This window comes from Halocynthiibacter sp. SDUM655004, assembly GCF_026015885.1.
GTDB classification, from domain to species: Bacteria; Pseudomonadota; Alphaproteobacteria; order Rhodobacterales; family Rhodobacteraceae; genus Falsihalocynthiibacter; species Falsihalocynthiibacter halioticoli.
In genome coordinates this window covers 800,402-816,399 of sequence record NZ_JAPDUG010000001.1, presented here as the reverse complement: position 1 = coordinate 816,399, position 15,998 = coordinate 800,402, and the positions used below count along the sequence as shown (strand labels likewise).

The window sequence follows — 15,998 nt, the reverse complement described above, 5'->3', positions numbered from 1 at the left end:
TCTTCCCATAATCCCTGCAATTCGAACGATTTCCGCCTAAAATTTCTAAAAAGCCCACGGACAACTTGAATATCGTCCTTTTTACGGGCTATGCCGCGTCAAACCTTATGCGCCCCAATTATCGGGGCTTTCTTAATTTGGACCATAACCGCCATGTCTCAAACGCCTCTTGCGCCCATTCCAGAGCTTTATGTCTCCTATGACAGCGCCCAAAAACTGAAACTCGAAGCAGCCGACCTCGTGTCGTGGGATCTGACACCGCGTCAGATTTGCGATCTGGAGCTTCTGATGAATGGCGGCTTCAACCCGCTAAAAGGGTTCCTCACCGAAGAGGACTACAACTCTGTTGTAGAGACAATGCGTTTGACCGATGGAAGCCTTTGGCCCATGCCCATCACACTTGACGTGAGCGAAGAGTTTGCTGCTGGCCTTGAGGCCGGACAAGACATCGCCCTGCGTGACCAAGAAGGCGTGATCCTCGCCACAATGACAGTCACTGACAACTGGGTGCCGAACAAAGCGCGCGAAGCCGAGAAAGTATTCGGCGCCGATGATTCCGCCCACCCTGCCGTGAATTACCTGCACAACCAAGCTGGAAAAGTTTACCTCGGCGGCCCGGTCACCGGCATCCAACAGCCTGTTCACTATGATTTCCGCGCACGCCGCGACACGCCAAACGAGCTCCGCGCGTATTTCCGCAAAATGGGCTGGCGCAAGATCGTTGCCTTCCAAACCCGCAACCCGCTGCACCGTGCACACCAAGAACTCACGTTCCGCGCCGCGAAGGAAGCACAGGCCAACCTGTTGATTCACCCTGTTGTGGGTCTGACCAAACCGGGCGACATTGATCACTTCACCCGCGTGCGTTGCTACGAAGCCGTACTCGACCAGTACCCAGCATCGACAACAAGCATGAGCTTGCTAAACCTCGCTATGCGTATGGCTGGCCCGCGCGAAGCTGTTTGGCACGGCCTGATCCGTAAAAACCACGGCGTAACCCACTTCATCGTTGGCCGCGACCACGCTGGTCCCGGCAAAAACTCCGCCGGCGAAGATTTCTACGGCCCATATGATGCACAAGACCTCTTCCGCGAGCATCAGGAAGAAATGGGCATCGAAATGGTCGACTTCAAACACATGGTTTATGTGCAGGAACGCGCGCAATACGAGCCCGCCGACGAGATCGAAGAGGGCGTAACTGTCCTTAATATCTCGGGCACAGAACTGCGCCGTCGTTTGGCCGAAGGTCTGGAAATTCCAGAGTGGTTCAGCTTCCCATCCGTTGTGAAAGAACTACGCCGCACCCGTCCACCACGGGCAAAACAAGGCTTTACCGTATTCTTCACCGGCTTCTCCGGTTCCGGTAAATCGACCATCGCTAACGCGCTTATGGTCAAGCTGATGGAAATGGGCGGCCGCCCCGTAACGCTGCTTGACGGCGATATCGTGCGGAAAAACCTCTCCAGCGAGCTTGGCTTCAGCAAAGAACACCGCGATCTGAACATTCGTCGCATCGGTTATGTTGCAAGCGAGATTACGAAAAACGGTGGTATCGCAATCTGTGCGCCAATAGCACCTTACGCCACAACCCGCCGCGCTGTTCGCGAAGATATCGAGCAATTCGGAGCCTTCGTTGAAGTGCACGTGGCAACCAGTATCGAAGAGTGCGAACGCCGCGACCGTAAAGGTCTCTACAAGCTTGCGCGCGAAGGCAAGATCAAAGAGTTCACAGGTATTTCAGACCCATATGACGTTCCTGAGAACCCAGAACTTTCAGTAGAAACAGAGAATGTGGATGTCGACAACTGCGCGCATCAGGTCATTCTCAAGCTGGAAAGCCTCGGCTTGATCAAAGCCTAACCAAGCGTAACAAAGCATCAAAAAAGGGCGTAGCTTCGGCTGCGCCCTTCTTGTTTTCCGATTATGTTTGCGACGGTTAGTGTACCGTCATTGGCGTATAGTCATGCTCGCGTGCGAGGAAAAACGCCGTACGACGGTCGTTTACCAATGCAAGCTGCTCGCCATCTGCTTTATGAACCGAATAGACCTGATCCACATCGGGAATCTCGTCACGGATATCCTGAGGAAGGTCGGCCACATCAACAGCGCGGACATATACGATCCGGCTGTCAGCGTCGGGCAATTGGAATTTAGTGTGCATTTTCAAGCCCTTTTCCTACTCTTAACCTTTGTTAATTTTGATCGTCTGAACGATCGAATCCGGCACGGACCGAGTCAGATCAATGTGCAGGAGGCCGTTTTCGGTCTTGGCGCCGCCAACTTCAACCCCTTCTGCAAGCACAAAGCTTTTTTGGAACTGACGTGCGGCAATTCCGCGATGCAAGAAGATACGCCCCTCGCTGTCTTCGCTCTGACGGCCACGCACAACAAGCTGTTTGTCCTCGACCGTGATCGATAGATCGTCATCCGCAAACCCAGCAACAGCAAGCGTAATGCGGTAGCTGTTATCGCTCGTTTGTTCAATGTTAAAAGGAGGATAGCCATCGTTACCAGACTTTGCGGTCCGTTCCACGAGGCGTTCAAGCTGATCGAACCCCAATAGGAATGGGTGCGATCCAAGTGTAAGTTTCGTCATCGACGCGTCCTTTTCAAAAGCGACTGTCCAAAGCAGGCCCCGACCATCCGGCGACCGTTCTCTTTCAATATGGGGAGGCACAGGCTGAGTCGCAAGGGTTCGGGCGCATCACCTTCGGCAGCATCCCTATTTTCTTTCCGCCGCTCACGATATGGGCTAGTTTTAACGAAAGTTAACGAGCGACTCGTACGAACACTATGACCGAAAACTCTGCTGAAATGTCTCATGAAGAGGTCCTGCGTGTGAAGCTCTCAGTTCTCACACAGGAACACCGCGACCTAGACGCTGCGATTCAGGCGCTGGAGGAGAAACGGTCGACCGATCCGCTACAAGTTCGCCGCCTGAAGCGCCAAAAACTGGCTCTCAAAGACCAAATTCGCGCAATCGAGGACGAACTAACCCCTGATATCATTGCCTAGCGGTACGAGATAGCTATAGTGCCGCTTCGATTGCCGCCGCCGTTTACGGCACTTTAACCCTGCGACGGGAATACTATGACAGATGTAAAAGTTGGAATCATCATGGGAAGCCAGAGCGACTGGCCTGTGATGAAGCTTGCAGCCGAAATTCTTGATGAATTGGGCGTGCCTTATGAGAAAAAGATCGTATCGGCCCACCGCACACCGGATCGCCTTTGGTCCTACGGCAAAACCGCTGCGAAGCGCGGCCTCAAAGTCATCATCGCGGGCGCTGGCGGCGCGGCACATTTGCCCGGCATGATGGCCAGCAAAACACGTGTGCCAGTTGTTGGCGTTCCTGTTCAGACCAAGGCGCTTTCAGGCGTTGATAGCCTGTACTCCATCGTCCAGATGCCCAAAGGTTTCCCTGTTGCAACGATGGCTATTGGCGCCGCAGGAGCGGCAAATGCTGGCTTGATGGCCGCAGGTATCCTCGCCAATGAGGATAGCGCGCTTGCCGAGCGGCTTGACGATTGGCGTGAAGCCCTCGCTGCCTCGATTCCGGACGAGCCACAAGATGACTGATTTCATCCTGCAAACCGGCGCGACCATCGGCATTCTGGGTGGCGGACAGCTTGGCCGTATGCTCTCTGTGGCGGCCTCTCGCCTCGGCTTCAAAACGCACATCTTTGAACCGGGGGCCAATCCGCCTGCAGGCGACGTTGCCGCGCAGGTTACGACAGCAGGTTATGACGACCTTGGTGCGCTCACCGATTTTGCCTCGGCCGTGGATGTGATCACCTACGAGTTTGAAAACATCCCGACAGAGGCACTCAACCACCTCGAAAAGTTGCGCCCGATCCGCCCCGGCCGCGAGGCGCTACGCGTGTCCCAAGACCGCATCACCGAGAAAGATTTCCTCCGCGATCTGGGGCTGCAAACTGCGCCCTATATGGCCGTGGATACGGCAGAAGATCTGGACCGCGCGATTGCCGCAATCGGCACGCCCGCGATTCTGAAAACACGCCGCTTCGGCTATGACGGCAAAGGACAAGCTCGCCTGAAATCACCCGCAGATGCCGCCAACGCGCTCGCAGATATGGCTGGCGCGCCCGCGATCCTTGAAGGGTTTGTTGACTTCAGCCACGAAGTCTCTGTCATTGGTGCGCGATCTGCATCCGGTCAGGTTTCGTGCTTTGACCCCGGCGAAAACGTGCATCGCGACGGCATTCTGCACACAACCACTGTGCCAGCGAACCTGACCGCGAGCCAGCGGATGGATGCGGTTCTCCTGACTGCAAATATCCTCAATGCGCTTGAGTATGTAGGCGTCATGGGTGTGGAGCTTTTCGTTACACCGCAAGGGCTTATCGTGAATGAAATCGCCCCGCGTGTGCACAATTCAGGGCATTGGACCCAGAACGGCTGTGTGATTGACCAGTTCGAGCAGCATATTCGCGCCGTGGCTGGCTGGCCGCTTGGCGATGGCACGCGGCATGCCGACGTCGAGATGCTGAACCTGATTGGCGATGATATGGACAAGGTCCCCGAGATTTCCGCTGAAGGGAACGCGGCGCTACACCTTTACGGCAAGGCCGAAGTCAAAGCGGGCCGCAAAATGGGCCACGTCAACCGGATCAAGAAATCAGCAGGCTGATCACTCAAGCAGGAGATGTTCGACCGCTTCTGTCCAAGTTGTTTCGCGGTCAAAACTGCCAGTCTTGAGGAACTCGACCACCTGCCAGATCACCAACGCGTCGGTCATCATAAATGTATGGGTGGCCGGGAGTACGATGTGATCGCGTGCGCCAACAAGGCGCGTGCTCTCAACCGAAACCTTGCCATCGTCCGGCCCTTCAATGAGCGCGGAATAGATCGGGTTGAGTGAAAGGTCCCCTGCTATGATGCCAAGCTCGAAGGCGGGGAAGCTTAGCTGCGACGGGACCGAGTCCTCATCCGTTCCAAGCTGAAGCCCTGCTGGGCCGTTAATCCACTGAAACGGCTCAAAGTCTCCAAAAATGTCAACGAGTTCGGAGCCATGATTGGGCGGCCCCATCATTACAACGCGACCCATATCTTTGGGGCGATTTTGGGTTAGCCATGCGCGAACGAGGATACCGCCCATGGAATGGGTCACAAAATGCACCGTTTGGTCGCCACAAGCCTCAACGGCGGGCGGAATAGCCTCGTCCACCAGAGTTTGTACATCAGCGGAGGTTGACGGATAACCGTTGTTTACGACCTGATATCCCGCTGATTGCAAAGCATATTCCAACCCAAGCATAGAGCCGGCACCCCGCGCCAGCCCGTGCAAAAGCACAACGCAATCGGCCTGCGCAAGTGACGGGACGAAGCCGAGTAGAAAGGCAAAAACAAATCTCATACCCCAAGCTTAGCCATGCATCGCGGCAATTACGAGGGGCGTTGACGTTTGGGTAACATCACGTTCGCGCGGGTTTGGCGGCAATCAGCACACCACCCAGCACAAGCACCGTCGCGGTGGCGAAGCGCAGACCAACATTCTCACCTAAGAAGATTACACCGCCCGCAGTCGCGATCACGGGCACGGTAAGCATCACAATAGCCGCTATAGAAGCCGACATACGCGGTAAGATCGCATACCAAAGCGCATAACCAAGACCAGACGTCACGGCCCCAGAGATGACCGCCAAAACAACGCCAGACCCAGTGGCGTGTAACTCCGGCACAATCAGCAACGCCACGAGGCCAAATGGCAGTGCAAAAATGAAGTTTGACGCCGTATTGGCCAGCGCATCAGAAGCGCCTTTGCCGATCAGCGAATAGACGCCCCACCCCACAGCCGCGGCAGCCATTAGCCCAGCGCCTAGGGGCGAAATCGCAACCGAGCCACCTGGCCAGACAAGCACCATAAGGCCGGCAAAAGCGACACCAGCGCCGAGCCACCGCGCAGGCGGAAGGGCTTCGCGATTCACGAGTGCCCCGAGGAACATGGTAACTTGAACGCCGCCAAAGAGGATGAGCGCCCCAACGCCCGTATCGAGCGAGACATACGCAAAGGAAAAGCCAAGCATATAAGCCGCAAGCGACACTACTCCACCAAAGTGGAACCGGATCACTCCTTTTCGCAGCAGAACCAGAAGCCACAGAACGAGAGCCCCCGCCGCAATCCGAATAGCCGCAAAGCTTGCCGGATCGATGGCTTGGTCAGCCAGTGCCAGACGGTTCAGAACCGAATTGGCCGCAAAGGCAACCATCGTGAGAGCGGTAAGGAGGATGAGTTTCATAATGGGTTCATACGGGACTGGAACTGTAAGGCAAGCGCATGTCACCGAAAATTGAGCGTGAGCCGGAAAAGCAAAAGGGCCCGCACATGGCGAGCCCTTTCGTAAGTTATAGCCGGGTGGCTTACATCATGCCGCCCATGCCGCCCATGTCTGGCATGCCGCCACCAGCAGGTGCGGATGCAGGAGCAGGCTTCTCAGCAATCATTGCTTCTGTTGTGATCAGAAGGCCAGCGATGGAAGCAGCGTCTTCGAGTGCTGTCCGTGTCACTTTGGCAGGATCGATCACACCGAAGGAGAACATGTCGCCATATTCTTCGGTTTGAGCGTTGAAGCCGAATGTGACGTCGTCGCTTTCGCGGACTTTGCCAGCAACAACTGCGCCGTCAACACCTGCGTTTTCAGCGATCTGACGAAGCGGAGCTTCGAGAGCGCGGCGAACGATGGCGATACCAGCTTCTTGGTCGGAGTTAGCTGCTGTCATGTCGACAAGTGCTTTACCAGCCTGAACCAGAGCAACACCACCACCAACGATTACGCCTTCTTGAACAGCGGCACGTGTCGCGTTCAGAGCGTCATCAACGCGGTCTTTGCGCTCTTTCACTTCTGTTTCTGTCATGCCGCCAACGCGGATAACTGCAACACCGCCTGCGAGTTTCGCAACACGTTCCTGAAGCTTCTCACGGTCGTAGTCCGAAGAAGTCTCTTCGATCTGAGTGCGGATCTGAGCAACACGTGCTTCGATCTCGGCTTTCTCGCCAGCACCGTCAACGATAGTTGTTTCGTCTTTTGTGATCGAAACAGTTTTCGCAGTGCCGAGCATGTCCATAGTGACGGACTCAAGCTTCATGCCAAGCTCTTCGGAGATCACCTGACCACCTGTAAGGATCGCGATGTCTTGCAGCATGGCTTTGCGGCGATCGCCGAAGCCAGGAGCTTTAACAGCAGCGATTTTCAGACCGCCGCGCAGCTTGTTCACAACGAGAGTTGCAAGAGCTTCGCCTTCAACATCTTCAGCGATGATGAGGAGTGGCTTGCCGGACTGGATCACTGTTTCGAGCAGTGGAACCATTGGCTGAAGCGAAGAGAGTTTCTTCTCGTGAAGCAGGATCAAACAATCGTCGAGTTCGGCGATCATCTTGTCTGGGTTTGTCACGAAGTAAGGGGAGAGGAAACCGCGGTCGAACTGCATGCCTTCAACAACGTCTGTTTCTGTTTCCAGACCTTTGTTTTCCTCAACAGTGATCACGCCTTCGTTGCCAACTTTTTGCATAGCGTCGGCGATTTGACGGCCGATTTCTGCTTCGCCGTTGGCGGAGATTGTACCAACCTGAGCGACTTCGTCGCTGTCTTTAACAGCGCGTGCGGACGCTTTGATCGCGTCAACAACTTTTGCAACTGCAAGGTCGATACCGCGCTTCAGGTCCATCGGGTTCATGCCAGCGGCAACCGACTTCAGGCCTTCTTTAACGATGGCTTGTGCGAGAACAGTCGCGGTTGTTGTACCGTCACCTGCTTCGTCATTGGTCCGGGAAGCAACTTCCTTAACCATTTGTGCGCCCATGTTCTCGAACTTGTCTTCAAGCTCGATCTCTTTGGCAACGGATACACCGTCTTTTGTGATGCGTGGCGCACCGAAGGATTTCTCAATCACAACGTTGCGGCCTTTAGGGCCGAGCGTCACTTTGACGGCATCAGCCAGAACATTCACGCCGTCGAGCATTTTATTGCGGGCGTCGGTATCAAAACGGACTTCTTTAGCCATTTCAAACTCCTAGAATTCTAAAAAATTGGAAAGTGATCGCTTAGCTGATGAGGCCAAGGATGTCGCTTTCTTTCATGATGAGCAGCTCTTCGCCGTCAACGGTCACTTCTGTGCCGGACCACTTGCCAAAGAGAACTTTGTCACCAGCTTTAACAGACATCGGGATCAACTCGCCGCTGTCTTTGCGGGCACCTTCACCAACTGCAATAACTTCTGCTTCGGCAGGTTTTTCTTTTGCGCTTTCGGGGATATAGAGGCCACCAGCGGTTTTCTCGTCGGTTTCAACGCGACGGACCAGAACACGGTCGTGCAACGGGGTAAATGCCATCTCTGAACGCTCCTTCGTTCGAGGTTTCAATCAATGTTATCACTCATCACGTGCGAGTGATAACGAACGGAACCTATGTATCGGGTCATGCTCTGTCAACAGCGCGGATACGATTTTTTTTCGGAAACCAAATTGCATTTGAACGATTGGGCATTAAGTTAGGTTAAGACATTGGAGGCGGCATGCGCAAAACATTGAAATCAATTGCATTTTTACTTCTCTCCGCCCTTCCCGCCGCTGCGGCCTGCGAGGGTGAAAACTTGATTGCCGCCCTGCCGGATGACCAGCGCGAAGCCCTTGTTTCTACGGCGCACGCCAAGCCATTTCCCGTTGGAAATCTTTGGCATGCAAAGAAGGACGGAAGCGATATTTACGTGCAGGGTACGCTTCATATGCCCGATGCGCGCCACGAAGCGCAGATCGAAAAGCTTAAGCCGCTGATTGACGCAAGCGATATCGTATTTTTCGAAGCCAACAGCGAGGACCTTGCCAAGGCACAAGACGCGATTGGCAGCCAACCCGAACTTCTCTTTATAACTGACGGGCCGTCGCTGCCTGAATTGCTGACTGAAGAGGAATGGCAGTTGCTTTCCGATCAAATGACCCAACGGGGCATACCTGCGTTTTTGGCGAGCAAGTTCAAACCATCTTATGCGATGATGACACTTTCCGTGCCGCCCTGCGCCTCTGAACTGCTAACCGGTAAGGCCAAGGGGCTGGATCATCTGCTCATGGCCTATGCCGAGGGTGAAGGTATCCCGACCAGCGGACTTGAGCCTTATGACACCGCTCTTACCTTTTTTGATCAGGGTGAAGATGAAACTGCATTGGATTTTCTTCGGACCGCCCTCGCCCAAGCAGACATCAGCGCAGATATGAACGTCACTTTGGTTGATGCCTATTTCGAGGGGGAGCACAGCTTGATCTGGGAGTTCAGCCGCCTGAAATCCTACGAAACGCCGGGAACCACGCGTGAAGAGGTGACGGAGATGCTCACAGAAGTTGAGGAATTGATGATCAACGGGCGGAACCGAAACTGGATGGATGTGCTTCTCCCTGCTGCAGAAGACGCAACTGTTGTTGTGGCGGTCGGAGCGGCTCACTTGGCAGGAGATGAAGGCGTTTTGAATTTGCTCGCCGAAGCGGGCTATACGCTTACGCCGATGGAGTAGTTGTTGGGAGCGCGCCTTCAAAAGCGCCACGCTCGGCCTCTCCTTTGGGAGTGAGCGCATAAATCCCCTTCTCTACCCGTTCGAACCAGCCGTAATGATCATCCGCCATTAACCGCGTGGCCATTTCAACCCCCGTGGCCTTGGCCACATGAGCGCCTTTACTTGGCCCTGTTGCAGCAAGATAGGCCGCGACCTTGAGCGCGTCTTGGCGATAGGCGGTTACGATGCCACTGCGTGTTTGGCCGCCAGCGTTCGGATCCCCCACACGGCGAGCAAATTCACGCAGCAATCGCCCTTGCCGTAGCTTTGATTTGCGCGGCGTATACGGCCCGGGATCGAGATGCACCTCGACGAAATTATCGCGCGGACGCACGGTGATAAGCCCAAGACCAAGGCGACGACACAGAGTTTTGTGCCCCTTGAGTGCTGTAAGAAAAGCCTTCCCCTTACCGCGCGGAATCGCAAGATACACATCATCGCTGATGGCCAACCGCGCAACGCCCTGATGCAGCAAGGATAGCGTAAATCCGCGCTTGATCTCGACCAAAACAGGCGGCTCCTCTCCGCGAATGGCCACAACATCCACAGCACCTATTTCGGCCTTGACCTCATAGCCCTGCGCCTCAAGATAAGTCTTGATCGGTGGGTAGAGATCAGCCTCACGGGCAAACCCTGTTTTCGCTGCCTTTTCTTTGCTGCTGCCCGCTTTTGCCACGCCACCCGTTCCGCTTGTTTTACTTTGCTTTGGCCATTCACAGCCTATCACGCGCAGACAGGGTGACAAGCCATGCCAACGGGCCTATAAGGCGGGCAAACTCCCTCTCGATATGGAAAAACTCATGACAACACTCGTATTTGGCCACAAGTCCCCCGACACAGACAGCCTCGGTTCCGCGATCATTTGGGCGTGGTATCTGAACGATGTCAAAGGACAGAAAGCAGAAGCCGTTCTCTTGGGCGAGCCCAACACCGAAGCCGCCTTTGTTCTGAAACGCTGGGACCTAACCAAGCCTTCGATTATCTCCGAAGTTTCTGCAGACACACCGGTTGTGATCGTCGATACGAACAACCCTGCCGAGCTGCCTGATAACATCAACGACGCTGACATTCAGGCGATCATCGACCACCACAAGCTCGTTGGCGGCATCGAGACAAAAGGCCCGATCAACATCACAATCCGCCCGCTGGCCTGTACCGCAACCATCATGCACAACCTGATGGGACCAAACGCAGAGAAAATGCCAGATTGGGTTAAGGGCGTTATGCTGTCCTGCATCCTGTCGGATACGCTGGAATTCCGCTCCCCTACAACGACAGATCAAGACAAAGCACTGGCCGAGAAACTTGCCGGTGAATTGGGCCTCGACATCTCTGAGTATGCCTCTGAAATGTTCGCTGCAAAGTCCGACGTTTCGGCCTTTAGCGACGCCGAGTTGATCCGCATGGACAGCAAGGAATATGCCGTGGACGGCACCAAATTCCGCGTGTCCGTACTGGAAACGACTGCGCCCGCTATCGTTCTGGACCGCAAAGCAAGCCTGCTGAATTCCTGTGGTGACGTTGCCAAGGAAGATGGCGTTGATCACGTGCTGCTCTTTGTTGTCGACATCCTCAACGAAGAGGCCACGCTTCTCATTCCAAACGAAACCGTGAAATCCGTGGCCGAGAAGAGCTTTGGCGCAACCGTTGAGGGCGACAGCGTTGTCCTGCCAGGCATCATGAGCCGCAAGAAACAGATCATTCCAAACCTCAAGGTCTGATCCAGACAAACTCTCGGGGCGGGCCATTCTGCCCCGAGGTGCTTTTCAAATTCGCATTTCCAAACAGGTGCCCCATGACACGTATCGTTCAATCGCTGGCCGAGATTTCCGCCCCCTATGACGCGCTGTTCGTCGATCTCTGGGGCTGTGTCCACGATGGTGTCGCGGCTCTGCCCGATGCGGTTGCGGCCCTCCAAGCCTATCGCAAAACCGGCGGTAAGGTTGTTTTGCTGACAAACTCACCCCGCCCTCGCGCCTCGGTCGAAATTCAGCTCAAGGGCTTCGGCGTTCCGACTGACGCATGGGACACCATTGCAACCTCTGGCGATTCCGCGCGTGCGGCGATGTTTGAAGGCATCGTTGGGGACAAGGTCTATTTCATGGGCACCGAAGAAGAGAAAGCTGCGTTTTTCAAACCGCTGCACCTCCTGCACAATCCCCACGAAATCACGACTGTTCCGCTCGAAGAGGCTGAGGGCATCGTCTGTTGCGGCGCACCGGATGCGCAAGCCGAACCCGAAGTAAACCGCCCCACGTTCCTCTCGGCTAAGGCGCGCGGTCTGAAATTGCTCTGTGCCAACCCCGATATCGTCGTGGACCGTGGTGATCGCCGCGAATACTGCGCCGGCGCATTGGCGGCACTCTATACGGAAATGGGCGGCGAAAGCCTCTACTTCGGCAAGCCACATGCGCCGATTTATGACCTCGCCCGCCGCCGCCTTGCAGAGCTTGATCCAAACATCCCCGATACCCGCGTATTGGCGATTGGCGATGGCATCCATACCGATATTCAAGGCGCGATTGGCGAGAATATTGATTGCCTGTTCATCACTGGTGGCCTCGCAGCCGCTGAAACGGCAACCAAAACACAGCCAGACCCACAGCTTCTGGACAATTACCTCGCGAAACACAGCCTCTCGCCCACTTATTCGATTGGCTTCCTGCGCTGACGCCTCCGGGCTTTCTGCAGTTGCAAAGTAATAAAATTTCTGTAATGTGTGATTTACGGAACTTTTGTTGCTTACCAAATCTTGCCGCAGGACACCCAAATGACCCAGATTTCAAGCATAGAACCGCTTGCCCCGCACCGCGACAACCTCCCGCGCGGCACGATCTGTATCGAAGATTTGGAAGTCGGTATGTCGCGTTATCTCCAAAAGGAAATAACAGATCGGGATATCGCGCTATTTGCTGAAGTCTCGACCGACCACAATCCTGTTCACTTGGATGACGACTACGCGCACGACACGATTTTCGAAGGCCGCATCGCCCACGGGATGTTAACCGCAGGACTCGTTTCGGCGGTGATCGGCGAGCAACTTCCCGGCCATGGCACGATCTATCTTGGCCAGTCGCTTAAGTTTCTTGCGCCGGTACGCCCCGGAGATGTTGTTCGCGCCGAAGTTACGGTTGCGGATATTAACTACACCAACCGCCGCGTTGCGCTGGATTGCATCTGCACGATCAAAGACAAGCCCGTGCTGAAGGGCGAGGCGCAAGTCCTCGCTACGTCACGAAAGTTCGACTAACCCTTGCGTGCGGTGGGTGCCAAAGATATGTCGAACCCATGCGCATTTATCGTGATTACCAATTCCTAGCCCCTGCCGATCGTGGCGCCAGCATTGCCATTGGCAATTTCGATGGCGTGCACAAAGGCCACCAGAAGGTGATCGACATTGCGCGCAACGCTGCGCCGGATTGTCCGCTTGGCATTCTGACATTCGAGCCGCACCCCCGTCAGTATTTCGCGCCCAAAGCACCCGCCTTCCGCCTGATGAATGCAGAGGCCAAAGCGCATCGGCTCGAGAAACTTGGCGTTGAGCGGCTCTACGAACTCAGCTTCAACGACACACTCTCGAACCTGACCGCCCGAGAGTTTGCCGAGGTGATCCTCGCGGAAAATCTGGGCGTTAAACATGTAACCGTTGGTGCGGATTTCTGCTTTGGAAAGAACCGTGGCGGCAACGTACAAGATCTTATCGCGTTTGGACGCGAACTTGGTTTTGACGTCACAATCGCCGAATTGATGCATGACGCCGGCGAGGAAGTGTCTTCTTCCGCCATCCGCCAAGCGCTCTCCGAAGGCCGCCCGCGCGACGCCGCGCGGATGCTCGGCCACCACCACCGCATCGAAGGCCCCGTAATCCGCGGAGACCAACGCGGCCGCGATCTTGGGTATCCAACCGCAAATATGTCGATCACGGGTCTACACCCGCCAAAGTTCGGCGTTTACGTTGTGTTGGTCGAAATTCTGACCGGACCACACAAAGGGCAGTACCGCGGTGCGGCCTCTATGGGTGTTCGTCCTATGTTTGGCGAAAACCTCCCGAACCTCGAGAGCTATATCTTTGATTTCAAAGGCGACATTTATGGCGAGAACTTGTCAGTCGCGCTTGTGGAATACCTGCGCCCCGAAGTGAAATTTGAAAACGTAGAGGCGCTCATCACCCAGATGAACAAGGACTGCCAAGAAGCGCAGAACATCCTTGATGCGCTAGAAACACCTTGAGCCGCCCATGAAAGACCCGATCAAACGCACTGGGCTGCGGTCCAAATTCTGGGAAAAAATTCCCCTGACCAAAATGAACGCCGAGGAGTGGGAAGCGCTGTGTGATGGCTGCGGAAAATGCTGCCTCAACAAGCTCGAAGACCCTGACACCAACGAGGTTGCCTTTACGCGCGTGGCGTGCCGCCTGCTTGACGACGACAGTTGCCGTTGTGCGCAATATGACATCCGCAAGCAATTCGTACCGGAATGCGTTGTGCTGAAACCCGAGACGATCAAGGATGTGGCCTATTGGATGCCGCGCACCTGCGCTTACCGGTTGCTGTTTGAGGGCAAGCCGCTTTTTGATTGGCATCCTCTGATTTCCGGCACCCCCGAAACGGTTCACGAAGCCGGAGAATCCGTGCGCGGCTGGACCGTGCCCGAATTCGAAATCCCCGAAGAGGAATGGGAAAACTATATCATAGAGGACCTCGACTGATGTTTTTTGAAAGCGATAATTCCGGCCCCGCGCACCCATCTGTGCTGGCTGCTCTTTCTCATGCGAATGAGGGCTATGCCTCGGCTTATGGTTCTGATCCGCTCTCTGCACAGGTATCCGCGAAGATACGCGAGCTATTTGAGGCGCCTAAAGCCTCTGTCTATTTGGTGGCCACAGGAACGGCGGCGAATTCGCTGATCCTTTCGACAATCACCAAGCCGTTTGAAACCATTTTCTGTTCTAATCGCGCACATATCCACGAAGATGAATGCAACGCACCCGAGTTCTTTACCGGCGGCGCGAAGCTCACTTTGGTGCCAACAACCGACGGCAAGATGACGGCCGGCGATCTTGAAGCCAAACTGCTGCTGGAAGAGAACCGCGGCGTTCACGGGCCCCAGCGCGGCCCTGTTTCCATTACCCAGATCACCGAAACCGGCTCGATCTATAGCCTCGAAGAAATCCGCTCTATCACGGGCGTTGCCACGCAATATGGGCTTTCCACGCATATGGATGGCGCGCGCTTTGCCAACGCCGTCGCGACGCTTGGATGCAGCCCCGCAGAGATGTCGTGGGAAGCCGGCATTGATTGTCTGAGCTTTGGCGGAACGAAAAACGGATTGCTGGGCGTTGAGGCGGCGATCTTCTTTAACCCCGAGCTTGCGGCCCAATTCGAACTTCGTCGCAAACGGGCGGCGCATCTCTTTTCCAAGAACCGCTATCTTGCCGCGCAAATGCAAGCCTACCTGACGGACGACCTCTGGCTCAAAAATGCTGAACAGGCCAATGCAACAACCGCCTATCTGGCCGAAGGGTTGCGCAAAGAAGGAGCAGAGATCACCCAACCGATCGGCGGCAACATCATCTTCGCTAACCTGCCCCGCGCCACGCACAAACGGCTTAAGGAAGGTGGCGCGAAGTATCACATCATGTCAGGCACGCTCGAAGGTGCCGACCCTGATGAGCCGTTGCTGGCGCGATTTGTGTGCGACTGGTCAATCGACCGCTCGGCCATCGACCAGTTTCTTGGCTTGTTTAAGAGCTAGGAGATCTCGGCAAGATAGTCATCGAGGTAATCAAGGCGATCTTGCCCCCAAAACACTTCCTTGCCCACGATATAGGTCGGTGCGCCAAAGGCTCCGGCCTCGACCGCTTCGTCAAGGTTGCGCGAATAGGTTTCCGCGCCGCTTAGCAAGCCTGAGTTTACCAGTTCCGGATCGAAACCATGCGCCGAAAGCGCCTCGCGGATCACGCTTTCATCCGCAACGTCTTTCTCTTCGGCCCAACAGGCGCGCAAGATCGCTTGAGTTAACCCTCCAACATCACCGCCGCCCGCATTCTGTGCCGCGATAATTGCATAGGCCGACGGCGCCATATTCCCGGGCCAATGCGCTGGTTTAAGGTTGATCGGCATGTCGTTGTGCTTCGCGACCCGCTTGAGTTCCTGAAGCCGGTATTCGATGCGGTTCGGATGGCGATCCTTTGGCGGAGTGCCACCGGTGCGGGAAAACAGCGCCATAATATCCAGCGGTTTATATTTCACAGTAGCGCCGTGTTTTGCCGCGACCTCCTCAAGTCGCCCACCAGCAAGATAGGTAAACGGCGACATTGTTGCGAAATAATAGTCAATCTGGGTCATTTTAGCGCTCCCTGAGGCATTTTCTTTGGCAAGACCGTAACCGGATGGTAAGCGGTGTCAACGTTACGATTCTGTCATGTGACATCCAAT

19 protein-coding genes are annotated in these 15,998 nt (G+C 55.2%); 11 read left to right on the top strand and 8 right to left on the bottom strand.

Going from position 1 to position 15,998, the window contains the following annotated elements; translation table 11 throughout:
* The first annotated feature begins 153 nt into the window (after positions 1–153).
* Positions 154–1,860 (top strand): bifunctional sulfate adenylyltransferase/adenylylsulfate kinase, encoded by a 1,707-nt coding sequence (locus N9C89_RS03995; RefSeq protein ID WP_263952547.1) that lies wholly within the window; start codon positions 154–156, stop codon positions 1,858–1,860.
* A gap of 76 nt (positions 1,861–1,936) precedes the next feature.
* Here N9C89_RS03995 and N9C89_RS03990 read toward each other — a convergent pair whose 3' ends face one another.
* A complete protein-coding gene (locus N9C89_RS03990) occupies positions 1,937–2,161 on the bottom strand; it encodes a DUF1150 domain-containing protein (protein ID WP_263952546.1) in 225 nt (74 codons plus the stop codon).
* A 21-nt stretch (positions 2,162–2,182) separates the two neighbouring features.
* On the bottom strand, positions 2,183–2,596 hold the full coding sequence (locus N9C89_RS03985) for an Hsp20 family protein (protein ID WP_263952545.1): 414 nt from the start codon (positions 2,594–2,596) through the stop codon (positions 2,183–2,185).
* A 197-nt stretch (positions 2,597–2,793) separates the two neighbouring features.
* Between N9C89_RS03985 and N9C89_RS03980 the strand changes: the two genes are divergently transcribed.
* From N9C89_RS03980 to N9C89_RS03970, 3 genes are all read left to right on the top strand, one after another.
* A complete protein-coding gene (locus tag N9C89_RS03980) occupies positions 2,794–3,015 on the top strand; it encodes a YdcH family protein (protein ID WP_263952544.1) in 222 nt (73 codons plus the stop codon).
* Between the two features lie 75 nt (positions 3,016–3,090).
* Positions 3,091–3,579 (top strand): 5-(carboxyamino)imidazole ribonucleotide mutase, encoded by a 489-nt coding sequence (purE, locus tag N9C89_RS03975; protein WP_263952543.1) that lies wholly within the window; start codon positions 3,091–3,093, stop codon positions 3,577–3,579.
* On the top strand, positions 3,572–4,651 hold the full coding sequence (locus tag N9C89_RS03970) for a 5-(carboxyamino)imidazole ribonucleotide synthase (RefSeq protein WP_263952542.1): 1,080 nt from the start codon (positions 3,572–3,574) through the stop codon (positions 4,649–4,651). The genes purE and N9C89_RS03970 overlap by 8 nt, the downstream gene beginning before the upstream one ends.
* On the opposite strand, the gene N9C89_RS03965 is transcribed toward N9C89_RS03970, so the two are convergent.
* From N9C89_RS03965 to N9C89_RS03950, 4 genes are all read right to left on the bottom strand, one after another.
* The gene (locus tag N9C89_RS03965) at positions 4,652–5,377 is read right to left on the bottom strand and encodes an esterase/lipase family protein (RefSeq protein WP_263952541.1); all 726 of its coding nucleotides are present in this window, start codon (positions 5,375–5,377) and stop codon (positions 4,652–4,654) included.
* Positions 5,378–5,435: 58 nt separating this feature from the next.
* Positions 5,436–6,260 carry a DMT family transporter gene (locus N9C89_RS03960; protein WP_263952540.1) on the bottom strand — a complete coding sequence of 275 codons (825 nt, stop codon included), beginning with the start codon at positions 6,258–6,260 and terminating at the stop codon, positions 5,436–5,438.
* 121 nt (positions 6,261–6,381) lie between these two features.
* Positions 6,382–8,022: a chaperonin GroEL gene (groL, locus tag N9C89_RS03955; RefSeq protein ID WP_263952539.1), complete on the bottom strand. Its 1,641-nt coding sequence runs from the start codon at positions 8,020–8,022 to the stop codon at positions 6,382–6,384.
* 40 nt (positions 8,023–8,062) lie between these two features.
* The gene (locus tag N9C89_RS03950) at positions 8,063–8,350 is read right to left on the bottom strand and encodes a co-chaperone GroES (protein WP_263952538.1); all 288 of its coding nucleotides are present in this window, start codon (positions 8,348–8,350) and stop codon (positions 8,063–8,065) included.
* A gap of 182 nt (positions 8,351–8,532) precedes the next feature.
* Here N9C89_RS03950 and N9C89_RS03945 point away from each other — a divergent pair, with 182 nt between their 5' ends.
* On the top strand, positions 8,533–9,522 hold the full coding sequence (locus N9C89_RS03945; RefSeq protein WP_263952537.1) for a TraB/GumN family protein: 990 nt from the start codon (positions 8,533–8,535) through the stop codon (positions 9,520–9,522).
* Here the strand turns inward: N9C89_RS03945 and N9C89_RS03940 are convergent.
* Entirely contained in the window at positions 9,506–10,237 is a 732-nt protein-coding gene (locus tag N9C89_RS03940) for a DUF2161 domain-containing phosphodiesterase (protein ID WP_263952536.1), read from the bottom strand. The genes N9C89_RS03945 and N9C89_RS03940 overlap by 17 nt on opposite strands.
* Positions 10,238–10,361: 124 nt before the next feature.
* Between N9C89_RS03940 and N9C89_RS03935 the strand changes: the two genes are divergently transcribed.
* The 6 genes from N9C89_RS03935 (at position 10,362) to N9C89_RS03910 (ending at position 15,315) form a co-directional block, all read left to right on the top strand.
* A complete protein-coding gene (locus tag N9C89_RS03935; RefSeq protein ID WP_263952535.1) occupies positions 10,362–11,282 on the top strand; it encodes a manganese-dependent inorganic pyrophosphatase in 921 nt (306 codons plus the stop codon).
* 74 nt (positions 11,283–11,356) lie between these two features.
* Positions 11,357–12,232 carry a TIGR01459 family HAD-type hydrolase gene (locus N9C89_RS03930; RefSeq protein WP_263952534.1) on the top strand — a complete coding sequence of 292 codons (876 nt, stop codon included), beginning with the start codon at positions 11,357–11,359 and terminating at the stop codon, positions 12,230–12,232.
* A gap of 99 nt (positions 12,233–12,331) precedes the next feature.
* Positions 12,332–12,811 carry a MaoC family dehydratase gene (locus tag N9C89_RS03925; protein WP_263952533.1) on the top strand — a complete coding sequence of 160 codons (480 nt, stop codon included), beginning with the start codon at positions 12,332–12,334 and terminating at the stop codon, positions 12,809–12,811.
* Between the two features lie 38 nt (positions 12,812–12,849).
* The gene (locus N9C89_RS03920; protein ID WP_263952532.1) at positions 12,850–13,791 is read left to right on the top strand and encodes a bifunctional riboflavin kinase/FAD synthetase; all 942 of its coding nucleotides are present in this window, start codon (positions 12,850–12,852) and stop codon (positions 13,789–13,791) included.
* 7 nt (positions 13,792–13,798) lie between these two features.
* On the top strand, positions 13,799–14,269 hold the full coding sequence (locus tag N9C89_RS03915) for a YcgN family cysteine cluster protein (protein ID WP_263952531.1): 471 nt from the start codon (positions 13,799–13,801) through the stop codon (positions 14,267–14,269).
* Positions 14,269–15,315: a threonine aldolase family protein gene (locus tag N9C89_RS03910; protein ID WP_263952530.1), complete on the top strand. Its 1,047-nt coding sequence runs from the start codon at positions 14,269–14,271 to the stop codon at positions 15,313–15,315. The genes N9C89_RS03915 and N9C89_RS03910 overlap by 1 nt, the downstream gene beginning before the upstream one ends.
* On the opposite strand, the gene N9C89_RS03905 is transcribed toward N9C89_RS03910, so the two are convergent.
* On the bottom strand, positions 15,312–15,908 hold the full coding sequence (locus N9C89_RS03905) for a 2-hydroxychromene-2-carboxylate isomerase (RefSeq protein WP_263952529.1): 597 nt from the start codon (positions 15,906–15,908) through the stop codon (positions 15,312–15,314). The genes N9C89_RS03910 and N9C89_RS03905 overlap by 4 nt on opposite strands.
* Between the last annotated feature and the right edge of the window lie 90 nt (positions 15,909–15,998).

Coding starts and splice junctions, on each gene's coding strand:
- N9C89_RS03925 (WP_263952533.1), top strand. CDS start 12,332: ATGACCCAGATTTCAAGCATAGAACCGCTTGCCCCGCACCGCGACAAC.
- groL (WP_263952539.1), bottom strand. CDS start 8,022: ATGGCTAAAGAAGTCCGTTTTGATACCGACGCCCGCAATAAAATGCTC.
- N9C89_RS03910 (WP_263952530.1), top strand. CDS start 14,269: ATGTTTTTTGAAAGCGATAATTCCGGCCCCGCGCACCCATCTGTGCTG.
- N9C89_RS03995 (WP_263952547.1), top strand. CDS start 154: ATGTCTCAAACGCCTCTTGCGCCCATTCCAGAGCTTTATGTCTCCTAT.
- N9C89_RS03970 (WP_263952542.1), top strand. CDS start 3,572: ATGACTGATTTCATCCTGCAAACCGGCGCGACCATCGGCATTCTGGGT.
- purE (WP_263952543.1), top strand. CDS start 3,091: ATGACAGATGTAAAAGTTGGAATCATCATGGGAAGCCAGAGCGACTGG.
- N9C89_RS03930 (WP_263952534.1), top strand. CDS start 11,357: ATGACACGTATCGTTCAATCGCTGGCCGAGATTTCCGCCCCCTATGAC.
- N9C89_RS03915 (WP_263952531.1), top strand. CDS start 13,799: ATGAAAGACCCGATCAAACGCACTGGGCTGCGGTCCAAATTCTGGGAA.
- N9C89_RS03990 (WP_263952546.1), bottom strand. CDS start 2,161: ATGCACACTAAATTCCAATTGCCCGACGCTGACAGCCGGATCGTATAT.
- N9C89_RS03920 (WP_263952532.1), top strand. CDS start 12,850: ATGCGCATTTATCGTGATTACCAATTCCTAGCCCCTGCCGATCGTGGC.
- N9C89_RS03960 (WP_263952540.1), bottom strand. CDS start 6,260: ATGAAACTCATCCTCCTTACCGCTCTCACGATGGTTGCCTTTGCGGCC.
- N9C89_RS03980 (WP_263952544.1), top strand. CDS start 2,794: ATGACCGAAAACTCTGCTGAAATGTCTCATGAAGAGGTCCTGCGTGTG.
- N9C89_RS03935 (WP_263952535.1), top strand. CDS start 10,362: ATGACAACACTCGTATTTGGCCACAAGTCCCCCGACACAGACAGCCTC.
- N9C89_RS03965 (WP_263952541.1), bottom strand. CDS start 5,377: ATGAGATTTGTTTTTGCCTTTCTACTCGGCTTCGTCCCGTCACTTGCG.
- N9C89_RS03945 (WP_263952537.1), top strand. CDS start 8,533: ATGCGCAAAACATTGAAATCAATTGCATTTTTACTTCTCTCCGCCCTT.
- N9C89_RS03985 (WP_263952545.1), bottom strand. CDS start 2,596: ATGACGAAACTTACACTTGGATCGCACCCATTCCTATTGGGGTTCGAT.
- N9C89_RS03950 (WP_263952538.1), bottom strand. CDS start 8,350: ATGGCATTTACCCCGTTGCACGACCGTGTTCTGGTCCGTCGCGTTGAA.
- N9C89_RS03905 (WP_263952529.1), bottom strand. CDS start 15,908: ATGACCCAGATTGACTATTATTTCGCAACAATGTCGCCGTTTACCTAT.